Origin of the sequence: Microbacterium jejuense, from assembly GCF_019511665.1 — a bacterium.
Lineage (GTDB): Bacteria > Actinomycetota > Actinomycetes > Actinomycetales > Microbacteriaceae > Microbacterium > Microbacterium jejuense_A.
This window is the reverse complement of record NZ_JAEUAW010000008.1, coordinates 1-12676: the sequence shown is the minus strand read 5'-3', so window position 1 is coordinate 12676 and position 12676 is coordinate 1. Positions and strand designations below refer to the sequence as shown.

The 12676-nt window shown below is 70.3% G+C and carries 10 protein-coding genes and 1 pseudogene; 5 read left to right on the top strand and 6 right to left on the bottom strand.

The window, feature by feature from the left end:
* Nucleotides 1-64: 64 nt before the first annotated feature.
* From JNB62_RS11565 to JNB62_RS11550, 4 genes are all read right to left on the bottom strand, one after another.
* Nucleotides 65-913 carry an ATP-binding cassette domain-containing protein gene (locus JNB62_RS11565; protein WP_220301040.1) on the bottom strand — a complete coding sequence of 283 codons (849 nt, stop codon included), beginning with the start codon at nt 911-913 and terminating at the stop codon, nt 65-67.
* Nucleotides 910-2787, bottom strand: coding sequence for a dipeptide/oligopeptide/nickel ABC transporter permease/ATP-binding protein (locus JNB62_RS11560; protein WP_220301039.1), 1878 nt, complete (start codon nt 2785-2787; stop codon nt 910-912). The genes JNB62_RS11565 and JNB62_RS11560 overlap by 4 nt, the downstream gene beginning before the upstream one ends.
* Nucleotides 2784-3725 carry an ABC transporter permease gene (locus JNB62_RS11555; protein ID WP_220301038.1) on the bottom strand — a complete coding sequence of 314 codons (942 nt, stop codon included), beginning with the start codon at nt 3723-3725 and terminating at the stop codon, nt 2784-2786. The genes JNB62_RS11560 and JNB62_RS11555 overlap by 4 nt, the downstream gene beginning before the upstream one ends.
* A 64-nt stretch (nt 3726-3789) precedes the next feature.
* Nucleotides 3790-5322, bottom strand: a complete 1533-nt coding sequence (locus JNB62_RS11550; protein WP_220301037.1) for an ABC transporter substrate-binding protein — start codon at nt 5320-5322, stop codon at nt 3790-3792.
* A gap of 196 nt (nt 5323-5518) precedes the next feature.
* On the opposite strand from JNB62_RS11550, the gene JNB62_RS11545 reads away from it, so the two are divergent.
* On the top strand, nt 5519-6226 hold the full coding sequence (locus tag JNB62_RS11545) for a TetR/AcrR family transcriptional regulator (RefSeq protein WP_220301036.1): 708 nt from the start codon (nt 5519-5521) through the stop codon (nt 6224-6226).
* 31 nt (nt 6227-6257) lie between these two features.
* On the opposite strand, the gene JNB62_RS11540 is transcribed toward JNB62_RS11545, so the two are convergent.
* Entirely contained in the window at nt 6258-7598 is a 1341-nt protein-coding gene (locus tag JNB62_RS11540; RefSeq protein WP_220301174.1) for an MFS transporter, read from the bottom strand.
* A gap of 5 nt (nt 7599-7603) precedes the next feature.
* Entirely contained in the window at nt 7604-8074 is a 471-nt protein-coding gene (locus JNB62_RS11535) for a MarR family winged helix-turn-helix transcriptional regulator (RefSeq protein WP_220301035.1), read from the bottom strand.
* A gap of 70 nt (nt 8075-8144) precedes the next feature.
* Between JNB62_RS11535 and JNB62_RS11530 the strand changes: the two genes are divergently transcribed.
* The 4 genes and pseudogenes from JNB62_RS11530 to JNB62_RS19225 all read left to right on the top strand — a co-directional run.
* Nucleotides 8145-8993 (top strand): alpha/beta hydrolase, encoded by an 849-nt coding sequence (locus JNB62_RS11530; RefSeq protein ID WP_220301034.1) that lies wholly within the window; start codon nt 8145-8147, stop codon nt 8991-8993.
* A 147-nt stretch (nt 8994-9140) separates the two neighbouring features.
* The gene (locus JNB62_RS11525) at nt 9141-10766 is read left to right on the top strand and encodes a glycoside hydrolase family 6 protein (RefSeq protein ID WP_220301033.1); all 1626 of its coding nucleotides are present in this window, start codon (nt 9141-9143) and stop codon (nt 10764-10766) included.
* 554 nt (nt 10767-11320) lie between these two features.
* Nucleotides 11321-12370, top strand: coding sequence for a lipoate--protein ligase family protein (locus JNB62_RS11520; protein ID WP_220301032.1), 1050 nt, complete (start codon nt 11321-11323; stop codon nt 12368-12370).
* Nucleotides 12367-12676 (top strand): annotated as a pseudogene (locus tag JNB62_RS19225) (hypothetical protein); the annotation flags it as partial. The gene JNB62_RS11520 and the pseudogene JNB62_RS19225, both read left to right, overlap by 4 nt.

Genomic DNA, 12676 nt, shown 5'->3' with positions numbered 1-12676 from the left:
GGGAGGAGGGTGGATGCCGCGACCCGCCACCCACGGGACGGGCCGGGCCGCGGCATCCGGTTCTTCACGCGGCGCTCGAAGCCGCTTCGGCGTCCAGGAGCACGCGCCGGGCGATGCGGCGCTCCTCCTGCTTGTCGGGGTCGGGCACCGGCGCCGCCATGAAGAGGCGCTGCGTGTACGGGTGCGCCGGGCGCGCGGTCACCTGGTCGGCGTCGCCGCTCTCGACGATCTCGCCCCGGTACATCACCGCGACGCGGTGGCTGATGTGACGCACCACGGCGAGGTCGTGGGTGACGAACAGGTACGCGACCCCGGTGCGCTCCTGGATGTCGATGAACAGGTCGAGCACGCGCGCCTGGGTCGACAGGTCCAGTGCCGACACCGGCTCGTCGCACACGATGAGCCGCGGCTGCAGGGCCAGCGCCCGTGCGATCGCGACGCGCTGACGCTGCCCGCCCGAGAACTCCCGCGGCAGCCGGCCGCGTGCGTCGGCCGGCAGCCCCACCTGGTCGAGCAGGTCGCGCACGCGGGACTTCGCCTCGGTGGATGCCACTCCCGCGGCCGTGAGCGGCTCGGTGAGGATCTGCTCCACGGTCATCGACGGGTTCAGCGACGAGTACGGGTCCTGGAAGACGACCTGGATCTCGGAGCTGAGGTCGCGGCGCTCGCCGCGCTTGAGGTGCGCGATGTCGCGGCCGTCGTACGTGATCGACCCCTCGGTGACCGGGGCGAGGCCGAGCGCGGCCCGGCCGAGCGTCGTCTTGCCCGAGCCGGACTCTCCGACGAGCCCGACCGTCTCGCCGGGGAGGATGTCGAGCGACACGCCCTTCAGCGCGCGGAACGGCTGGGCGCGGAACCCCTTGCCCGGGTACTCGACCACGAGGTCCGTGATCTCCAGCAGCGGCGCGGTCATGCTCCCGCTCCCTTCGCGACGGCCGGCGCACCGGCGAGCGGACCGCGGGCGGGACCCTCGTCGAGGATCGCCTCCAGCAGTGAGGACGTGTACGGATGCTGCGCGTCGTGGAAGATCGTGCGCACGGGGCCCTGCTCGACGAACCGGCCGTTCTGCATGACCGTCACGCGGTCGCACAGATCGGCGACGACGCCGAAGTTATGGGTGACCAGCAGCATCGCCATGTGACGTTCGGCCTGCAGGTCGCGCAGCAGGTCGAGGACCTCGGCCTGCACCGTCACGTCCAAGGCCGTCGTCGGCTCGTCGGCGATGATGAGGTCGGGGTCGGTCGACACCGCTCCGGCGATCAGCACGCGCTGCGCCATGCCGCCCGACACCTCGAACGGATACGCGTCGAAGGTGCGCTTCGGATTCGGGATGCCGACACGTGCGAGCAGGTCGAGCGAGCGCTCGGCGGCATCCTTCTTCGACAGATTCAGGGTCTTGCGCAGGGGCTCGACGAGCTGGCTGCCGATCGTGAACGACGGGTCGAGGTTCGACATCGGCTCCTGCGGGATGTAGCCGATGCGCGCGCCGCGGATGCCCGCGTAGGTGCGGTCGGCGGCGTCCGCGAGCTCCGTGCCCTCGTAGCGGATCGACCCCGACGTCACATGGCCGCCGCGGGGGAGGAGCCCCAGCACCGCGAACGCGGTCTGGGTCTTGCCCGACCCCGACTCGCCGATGAGGCCGTGCACCTCGCCCTTGCGGACGTCGAGCGACACCCCGTGGACCACCTCGATGTGCGAGCCGTCCGGCTGGTCGTATCCGACGTGCAGGTCTCGCACCTCCAGCACCTTCTCGGTCGCCTTGCTGCGGTCGTCGTCCCGGTGGACGATGACGGCCGCGCCCTCGTGGACGGGCAGCTCGTCCAGGTCGACGAGGTCGCCGCCCCCGAGGGCGACGGACGTCGTCACCGCGGCCACCGAGCCGGTGGCCGTCGACACCGCCCGGCGGCGCTTGCGGCGCACCGACACGGTGCGCTCCAGCTCGTCGCGCATGACGTTCGCGAGCAGCGTCAGGGCGATGCAGGTGAGCGCGATCGCCAGGGACGGCCAGAGCATCAGGAGGGGTTCCTTGTAGATGTTCTTGAAGCCGTCGTTGAGCATCTGGCCCCACGTGGGCACGGCCACGTCGCCGAGGCCGAGGAACTCGAGGCCGGACTGGATCGCGATGGCGATGCCCGCGATGATCGCGGACTGGATGATGATGGGCGCCCGCACCACCGACAGGACGTGACGGCCGATGATGCGCGAGTCGCTGAGCCCCGACACGCGTGCCGCGTCGACGTACAGCTCGGAGCGCACAGCGGTGACCGAGGCGTACACCAGCCGGTAGAACGCGGGCGCCAGCAGGATGCCGAAGATGAACATCGAGATCCACACCGACGGGCCGAGCACCGCCCGCGCCGCCAGCAGCACGACGATGCCGGGGAGGGCCATGTTCAGCTCGGTCACCCACGTGGCGGCGCTGTTGAACCAGCCCTGGTAGTAGCCGGCGATGAGGCCGCTGACGACGCCCAGGACGACAGCGACGACGAGCGCGAGCAGCGCCGCCGCGACCGTCGTCTGGGTCGCGGCCAGCAGACGCGACAGCACGTCGCGGCCGCTGCCGTCGGTTCCGAGGAGGTGCTCGGCGCTCGGCGGGGCGAGCACGTTGCGGATGTCGACGTAGTTCGGGTCCTGCGGGGCGATTGCCGGGCCGATGATGGCGACGATGCCCAGGAGCACCAGGAAGATCAGCGATGCGAGGCCGAGCGGGCGCCGCAGCAGGCGCCGCCGGAGCGAGACGCGTACCGGTGCGACCGGCACGTCGAGGGGGACGTCGATGGCGGTCATGAGAGTCGCACCTTCGGGTTGAGCGCCGCCTGGGCGAGGTCGATGAGGAGGTTCACGACGACGACGATGATCGCGAAGGCGATCACGACGCCCATCACGACAGGGATGTCGCCGAGCGTGGTCGCGCGGACGGTGAGCTGACCCATGCCGGGGATCGCGAACACCTGCTCGACGATGACGGCACCGCCGAGGAGGCCGATGAACTGCACCGCGAGCACCGCGAGCGCGGGTCCGCCCGCGTTGCGCAGCACGTGCCGGTACACGACCGAGCCGGTGCTGAGGCCGCGCGAACGGAGGGTGCGGACGTAGTCGCGCGACATCGCGTCGATGACCGAACCGCGCACCTGCTGTGCGACCGTCGCGATGGCGCCGATCGACAGCGCGATGATCGGCAGCGTCACCGACGACAGCCAGCCGGCGAACGACGTCGAGATCGGGATGTACCCGGTCGCCTTGAACCAGCCGAGGTTGATCGCGAACACGAGCACGAGCCCGAGGGCGATGAGGAAGCCCGGGATCGCGAAGCCGATGAGCGAGAGGACTTGGACCGAGCCGTCGACCCAGCCGCCGCGGCGGGCGGCGAGGACGCCGAGCACGACGGCGACGACGGCCGAGACCAGGGTCGCGCCGATGACGATCGACAGCGTGACGGCCAGGCGGTTGGTGACGCTGACCGACACCAGTTCGCCCGTGAACCAGCTGCGACCGAGATCGCCGGTGAAGGCCGAGGCGACCCAGTCCCCGTACTGCTGCAGCAGGGGGCGGTCCAGGCCCAGCTGCTCGGTCTTCTTGGCGACGGTCTCGGCTGTCGCGTTCTCGCCCAGGATGCGGCGGGCGATGTCGCCGCCGCCCAGATAGAGCAGCACGAACGCGAGGAACGAGATCACCGCGATGAGCACGACGCCCGACAGCAGGCGCCGGAGGATGAATGCAAGCATGACGTTTCCCGTGGGTGGTGATGTCGCCCCGCCCGCGCGCCGGGCGCGCAGGCGGGGCGGGTTGTCAGTTCTTCGGCGAGAAGTCGAAGATCGACGGGTACGCGTTGGTGGGCCAGAACTCGAGGTTCGTGTTCGCGTCGACCGCGAACGTGCCCTGGACCCGGTAGAACGGCGCGAACCAGGCGTTGTCGACGATCCAGGCGTTGAGGTCCTTGGTCGCCTGCTCCGCCTCGTCCGGCGTGCCGGTCTGGATGGTGGCGATGTACTCGTCGACCTGCGGGTCCTGCGAGTGGAACGGGTTGAACGTCGCGTCGGGCGCGATCATGAAGTTGATCAGCTGCCAGTCGGGGTTCTGCTCCAGCGCCATCCACGTCGCGGGGTACTTCGGCGCGAGCATGTCGGTGATGAAGTTGCCGGTGCCGGGATCGGTGTAGTTGACCGTGATGCCGATGTCGGACAGCTGCTGCGCCACGAGGTCGAACGTCTGCTGGAAGGCCGGGGTCGACATCATGTTCAGCGTGAACCCGTCGGGGTAGCCGGCGTCCGCGAGGAGCTTCTTGGCGCCCTCGGGGTCGTATTCGTACGTGCTGTCGAGCGACTCGTCGAAGCCGGCCGACGTCGCGGGGAACACCTGCTCGGTCACCGTGCCGTAGCCGGACTGCAGCGCCTCCAGCAGCGCTTCGCGGTCGAAGGCCATGTTGATGGCCTTGCGCACGTTGACGTCCTTGAGCTCAGGCGCCATCGTTCCGTCGCGGTCGAAAAGCAGCAGCCCCTGGAAGTCGAGCTCGTTGGACTCGATGGTCCAGCCCGACGCCTCGATCTCGGGGATCGCGCTGTTGTCGACGATCTTGGCGCCGTTGGCCTCGCCGGCCTTCATGGCGTTGAGCGTCGCGGTCGGGTCCTCGATGACGTTGATGGTGAGGTTGTCGTACTTGACGGCATCCGCGTTCCAGTAATCCGGGTTGGCGGTGTACACGTACGTCGTACCGGTGACGGTGGACGCCGTGTCGAGCACGTACGGACCGGAGCCGATGGGCTCGGTCGCCGAGTCGGGGTCGTCGAACGTCGAGGGCGCTTGGATCAGGCCCGGGGCGATCGACAGCAGGTTGATCAGCGACGGGTCGGGTGCCGCCTGGGTGATGGTGACCGTGGTGGCGTCGACGGCGGCGAACTCCTTGCCCGCGAGCGTCGCGGCCTGCGGCGACGTGCCGTCGCGGAAGCGCTCGAGGCTCGCCACGACCGCGTCGGCGTCGAGGGCGGTGCCGTCGGTGAACTCGACATCGTCGCGGAGTGTGAGCGTCAGCACGGTGTTGTCGTCGTTGTAGCTCCACTCGGTCGCGAGCCAGGGCTCGATCTCGCCGGAGGAGTCCTTCTGCAGCAGCGTGTCGAAGACGGCCTGGAAGAACGGGCTGCGGTTGCCGTACTCCGCTCCGGCGCCGATGTCGTAGCTCGTGGGGGCGGCGATCGCGGTGAGCGTGAGCCGGTCCGCGCGACCGGAGCCGCCCGAGTCCGCCCCTCCGTCACCGCTGCCGGCACAGCCGGTCAGGACGATCGCGGCGATCGCGATGGTGGCTGCTGTGGCCTTCCAACGGAACATCCTTGGTCCCTTCATCTGTGGCGATGCCCCTGCGGATCGCCTGCTGGGCGCTGACGCTAACAGCAAATACGAGTGGTTGCTAGGTTTTTGACACAAAAAACTAGCGAGCACTAGGAATTCGTTATAGAACGGAGAGGAAGGACCCGGTCGCACCCCGACGAAGGCGTGGCGAGACGTCCGGGGATACGGTGAGACGATGACCGAGACGACGACCGCCGCCGCGCGGAAGGGGACCGCTCCCACGGCGACGCGCAAGCCCCGCGGTGAGTACGCCAAGTCGAAGGAGACGCGCACCGCGATCCTCGACGCGGCGCTGGAGGTGTTCGCGCAGTCGGGCTATCGGGCGGGTTCCCTCCGCGAGGTGGCCGAGCGGGTGGGGATGAGCGAGGCCGGCCTCCTGCACCACTTCCGCAGCAAGAGCGCGCTGCTGCTGGCGCTCCTCGATCACCGTGACGACCTCTCGCGCGCCCGCGTGGACTTCGACATGCCGGACGGCGTCGAGGCGCTGCGTGCGCTTGCCGAGCTCGCCCGCTTCAACGCGTCCACTCCCGGCATCGTCGAGCTGTACTGCGTGCTGTCGGCCGAGGCGACGTCGCCCGACCACCCTGCTCACCAGTACTTCATCAACCGCTACGAGTACGTGCGCACCAGCGTCACCAGCTCGTTCGAGCGGGTGGCGGCCGCCGGCCGCCTCAACGACGGCGTCGACCCCGGCCGGGCTGCCGTGGCGACGATCGCCCTGATGGACGGGCTTCAGGTGCAGTGGCTGCTCGACCCGTCTTGCACCGACATGGCCGCAGCCATGCACGAGTGCTTCCGCAACCTCATCCGCGGCTACGACCTCACCGGCATCGAGAACGCGCTCGACGTGCTCGACGCGAAGGCCGGCACGGACGCCGACTGACGCGCTGCCGGCATCCGTCGCGGGCGGAGTGTCAGCTCGCCTTGGCGGCGCGGGGCGTGTCGTCGGCGATCGTGCGGATCGGGGTGGTCGCGGCGACCTCGTCGCTGAACTCCTCGGGTGCCACGATCGTGAGCGGACGCGTCTCGTCGACGGTCAGCAGGAACCGCCGCGACTCGTGGCGGCGCATGCGGCCCGACGCGATCATCCACGTCATGCCGATCACGCAGGCGAGCAGTCCGGCGACGGCGCCGACCTGGATCGCCGCGCGCGGGCCGAAGGTCGTGGCGACCCAGCCGGCGATGGGCGCGCCGATCGGGGTGGCGCCCATGATGACGGCCATGTACAGCGCCAGGACGCGCCCGCGCAGGGCCGGATCGGTGGAGGTCTGCACGTAGCCGTTGGCGGTCGTCAGCATCGTCACGGTGCAGAAGCCGACGAACACGAGGGTCGCGGCGTACAGCACGTATTCGGGCATCAGCGAGGACACGAGTGACACGACGCCGAAGCCGCCGGCGGCGTAGATGGCCACGCGCAGCCGGGCTCGATCGCGTCGCGCCGACAGCAGCGCGCCCGCCAGCGAGCCGATCGCGAGCACCGAGCTCAGCAGCCCGTAGCCGTCGGCGTCGCGCCCGAACTCCAGCGCCATCGTCGAGGCGAAGATCGGGAAGTTCATGCCGAAGGCGCCGATGAGGAACACCATGACGAACGTGACGATGAGGTCGGGACGGCGCGCGACGTAGCGGAAGCCGTCGGCCAGCCGTGCAGCGCCGGGCGCCTTGACGCGCGGCACGAGCTCGTCGGTGCGCATCACCCACAGGGCGATGAGCATCGCGAGGAACGTCGCCGCGTTGGCCAGGAACATCCACCCCGTGCCCACGAGGACGATCATGATGCCGCCGATCGCGGGACCGATGAGGCGTGCCGTGTTGAACGACGCGGCGTTCAGGGCGACCGCGTTCGAGGTGTTCTCCTTCGCCACGACGTCCGAGACGAACGCCTGCCGCGCGGGGGCGTCGAAGGCGTTGGCGATGCCGAACCCGAGGGCGAACACCCACATCAGGGGCAGCGTCATGACGCCGGTCAGCAGCAGCACGCCGACCGCGACGGCCAGGAGCATGAGGGCGCTCTGCGTCAGCATGAGCAGCTTGCGCCGGTCGAACCGGTCGGCGATCCACCCGGTCACGCCGACGAGGATGAGCGGCGGGCCGAACTGCAGCGCCATCGTGACGCCCATCGCGGTCGCGTCGTGGTCGGTCAGCTCGGTGAGGACCACCCAGTCCTGGGCGGTCGACTGCATCCAGCCGCCGATGTTCGAGATGAGCGCGCCGATGAACCAGACGCGGAAGTTGTACAGCGACAGCGAGCGGAACATGGCCTTCACAGCGTCACCATCCGAGCCATGATCTCGGCCGCCTGCGCGATGGTGGCGCGCTCCTGGTCGGTCAGCTGCGCGAGGGCGGACTCGACCCACGCGTCGCGACGCCGGGCGGTCTCGTCCACGACGGAGTGGCCGGCATCCGTGAGCGAGATCACAACCTTGCGGCCGTCCTTCTCGTCGGCGGTGCGCGTGATCCAGCCCGACTCCTGCAGGCAGTTGACCGTGCGGTTCATCGAGGGGGCCGAGACGCGCTCGCGCTCGGCGAGCTCGCCGAGCGTGTGGGGGCCGTGCTTCCAGAGCGCGGCGAGGACGGCGAACTGCCCGTCGCTCATGGAGTCGACGGCGCGCTGCGTGCGCATGCGGCGCGCGAGGCGGAAGGTCGCGATCCTCAGCTGCGAGGCGGCGGGGGAGAGGTCTGCGTGATCGTCGGGCGTCGTGGGTTCTGTATCAAGTGTTCCGTGGCTGCTCATCCGGATACTTAGCCTAGCTCATTAGCCTTGCTAAAGAAAGTTCGGGATGCCGCACCCCTAGACTCTCGGCATGCCCGAGTTCATCGACGCACACGGTGTCACGATCGTCTACGACGTCCACCCGGCGACCGAGCCCCGGGCGGTGGTGCAGCTGCTGCACGGCGTCGGAGAGCACGCCGGGCGCTACGGCGCCCTCATCGACGCGCTGACCGCCGACGGCTACACCGTGTACGCCGACGACCATCGCGGGCACGGCCGCACCGGCATGAAGCAGCACGGCGGAGACACGTCGCAGCTCGGCAGGCTCGGCCCGGGCGGCCTCCGTGCCGCGGTCGCCGCGGTCTGGCAGCTGACCGAGCTGATCCGCGACGACAATCCCGGGCTGCCGCTCATCCTCCTGGGGCACTCGTGGGGGTCGTTCCTCGCGCAGAAGCTCGTGAACGCGCACCCCGATGCATACGACGGACTCGTGCTCAGCGGCTCGTCGCTGCTGTGGCCCGGCTCGCTCAACGCGGGCGCACTCAACAAGCGCTGGAACGGGCCGGGCGCCACGGGTGTCGAATGGCTGTCGTCCGACGCCGCCGTCGGCGAAGAGTTCCTCTCGGATCCCCTGACGACGACGACCACGCTCCCGCAGCTGTTCGGCATCGCCGACACCGTGCGCCTGCTCGGCAAGCCGAGGCGCCGCACCGGGCGCGGCATCCCGACGCTGCTCATGGTCGGGCGAGACGATCCCGTGGGTGGTCCGCGCAGCGTTCATCGCCTCGCCGAGGCGTACCGCACGCGCTCGCGCTTCACCGATGTGACCACGCTCGTCTACCCCGGTGCCCGGCACGAGATCTTCAACGAGACCATGCAGACCGATGTCCGCGCCGACCTGCTCGCGTGGCTCGATCAGCGGTTCCCGTCCCGCGCCTGATCCGGAGCTGTGGCCCCGGCGTTGACGGCGGGCGGGTGCGTGCGTCATCCTGGCCCCAGTGAACATCGTGGGAGCGCTCCCATGCTCGCCGATGCCCGCTCCCCGGACGACGACGCCCGGCGGTCGACGACGACCACAGGAGGACCCATGACCCCGGCACGTGTGCTGCGCGAGGAACGACACGAGGCATCCCTTCCATCCCGCGGGCGGCCGCGCACCAGACGCGCGCTCGCGCTCGCTGCGACGGCCGCGCTCGCCGCGGGCCTCGCGCTGCCCCTGACCGCGACCGCGGCGCTCGCCGACGACGACGCAGGGCTTGCGGGATCGGAGCTCTACGTCGATCCGTGGAGCACGACCCTCGAGGCGGCGCAGTCGCTCAGCGGCCAGGCGCGCGACGACGCGCAGCTGCTCGGCTCGATCGCCTCGGCCACATGGTTCACCGACGGCACGCCGGCCGAGGTCGAGGCGGCCGTCGACGCCGTCGTGTCGGCCGCGGCGGCGCAGGACCGCATGCCCGTGCTCGTGGCATACAACCTGCCGTTCCGCGACTGCGCGCAGTACTCCGCCGGCGGCGCGGCCGACACCGCCGCCTACGCGGCGTGGATCGACGGGTTCGCTGCGGGCATCGGCGGACGCGACGCGACCGTCATCCTCGAACCGGACGGCCTCGGCATCATCCCGCACTACACGACGCTCGACGGCGTGGCTGAGTGGTGTCAGCCCGCCGAGGTGCCCGCAGAGACGGCGGCGTCGGACCGGTTCGCGCAGCTGAGCCACGCCGTCGACGCCTTCGCCGCCCTTCCGGCGACCTCGGTGTACCTCGACGGCACGGGCGCGAGCTGGCTCAATGTCGGCGAGATCTCCGACCGCCTGCTCAAGGGCGGTGTGCAGCGCGCCGACGGGTTCTTCCTCAACGCGTCGAACTACCAGTTCACCGCGAACTCGACAGCGTTCGGCACCTGGGTGTCGCAGTGCATCGCCTACGTCACCGAGGTCGTCCCGGGCGACTTCGGCTCGTGCGGCAACCAGTACTGGAACGGCGGCCCCGCCACGGGCTGGCAGGGCGTGAGCATGTCGCAGTACGGACAGTGGAGAGCGGATGCCGCCGACCCGGCGCTCAACACGTCCGGCGTCGACTCGCGGTACGCCTCGATCCTCGGCGGCACGCAGCCGTCCACGCACTTCGTGATCGACACCAGCCGCAACGGACTCGGACCGTGGCAGTACCCCGATGGGGTGTACTCGGCCCACGAGGACTGGTGCAACCCGCCCGACCGCGGACTCGGCCTGCGCCCCGACACGACGACCGGGGTCGCTCTGGTCGACGCCTACCTGTGGATCAAGGTGCCCGGCGAGTCGGACGGCAAGTGCTACCGCGGAACGGCCGGCCCCGACGATCCCGAGCGCGGCTACGAGGACCCCGCCGCCGGGCAGTGGTTCGCGCAGCAGGCCCGCGAGCTCATCGCCCTCGCGGACCCCGCGATCGCCCCGCTGGACTGCCACGTCGACTGGGCGCCGTCCGCCGACGGCACGTCGGCCGCGGTGCGCCTGTCGGGCCGGCTCGGCGACCGGTTCTCGCTGGGCTTCGCGGTGCCGGAGGGGCAGAAGGTCGTGAAGGCGACGCGGGCAGCTGTGGTTCAGTCCGGCGACGTCGTCACGGTGACGGGCATGCCCAAGCGCACGGGCAACGCCCCCGACACCGTCGTGCACGCGAAGAGCTCCCTCAGCACGCCGTGGCAGTTCCTGCTCGACGGCCGCGCCTGCACGTCGTAGCCCGCCGTATCCGTGAGACACGCTTCGTCTCGGTCGCTGGCGCTCCCTCGCTCAGCGACCGGGACGTGCGTTCCGGTCGATGAGTGGCGCGCGGGCCGGGGTTCCGGTCGTTGAGCGGAGCGCGCTCTGGCGCGCGAAGACGAAACGTCGCGAGCCGCTCTCGAGAACCCGGTCCACGCAGACGTCGCGAGATGGCCGGATCCGACGGGCGGCCCGCAGCGTTTCGTCTCGCTCGTTCCTCGCTCGCTCAACGACCGAGAACTCCAGCGAGACGAAGCGTGTCTCACGAGCAGCGCCAGTCGTTGGACGACCGGGACGTGCGTCCCCCGCCGCTGGGCGGTGCAGGGCCTTGGTTCCCGGTCGCTGAGCGAGCGCCAGCGAGACGAAGCGTGTCTCACGAGCAGCGCCAGTCGTTGGACGACCGGGACGAGCGTCCCCCGCCGCTGGGCGGTGCGGGGCCTTGGTTCCCGGTCGCTGAGCGAGCGCCAGCGAGACGAAGCGTGTCTCACGAGCGAGGTCGGTCGCGGCATCCACCCGCGCCGTAGGCTGAAAGCATGCACGGCGAATACAAGGTGCCCGGCGGAAAGCTCGTGGTCGTCGACCTCGAAGAGCGCGACGGGCGCATCGCGGACTTCCGGCTGGCGGGCGACTTCTTTCTCGAGCCCGACGACGCGCTGCTCGACATCGACGCCGCCGTCAACGGCCTGCCCATCGAGGCCGATGTCGCGACCATCGCCGCCGCCGTGCGCGGCGCGCTCCCCGACGGGGCGCAGCTGCTGGGCTTCACGCCCGAGGCCGTCGGCACCGCCGTGCGGCGGGCGCTCGTCACCGCGCCGGGCTGGCGGGACTTCGACTGGGAGATCGTCCACGACAAGCCGGTGTCGCCGCGCATGAACCTCGCGCTCGACGAGGTGCTCACCGGCCGCGTCGGCGACGGCCGCCGTCGCCCCACGCTGCGCATCTGGGAGTGGGACGAGAACGCCGTCGTCATCGGCTCGTTCCAGTCGCTGCGCAACGAGGTCGATCCCGAGGGGGCGGCCAAGCACGGCTACGACGTGGTCCGCCGCATCTCGGGCGGAGGCGCGATGATGATGGGCGCCAACTCGATCGTCACGTATTCGCTGTACGTGCCGGCATCCCTGGTCCAAGGGCTGACGTTCGCGGACTCGTACGCGTTCCTCGACGACTGGGTTCTGCAGGCGCTGCGGGCCCTCGGCATCGACGCGACGTACCAGCCGCTCAACGACATCGCCTCGCCGCAGGGCAAGATCGGCGGCGCCGCCCAGAAGCGCCTCGCCAACGGCGGAGTGCTGCACCACGCGACCCTCAGCTATGACATGGATGGCGAGGTCATGACCGAGGTGCTGCGCATCGGGCGCGAGAAGCTCAGCGACAAGGGCACCACGTCGGCAGCCAAGCGCGTCGACCCGCTGCGGCGCCAGACCGGACTGCCGCGCGAGGCGATCATCGCCAAGCTCGAAGAGACCTTCACGAACCTGTACGGCGCCGTGCCCGGGCACATCACGCCCGACGAGTACGCCGAAGCGGAGGCGCTCGTGGAATCCAAGTTCTCGACCGACGCGTGGCTGCGCCGCGTCCCGTGACCTCCGTCCCGGTCCCGGAGCCTGTCGAAGGGTCTGTCGAGATCCACGTAGGCGACAACCTCGACGTCATCCGCACCCTGCCGGATGCCTCGTTCACCCTGATCTACCTGGATCCGCCGTTCAACACCGGACGCCCGCAGGAGCGGGCCGTCGAGACCGCGCGGTCGGCGGCATCCCCTCGGCCCGACTCCGTTCCCGCCCTGAGACCGCAGCCGCCGGACGAGACCGTGGGGTATCCCCAGGGTCTCGGCGCCTCCCTGCGGTCTCGGGACCGGGCAGTGGGCGACGGGGCGGTGGGCGATGGGG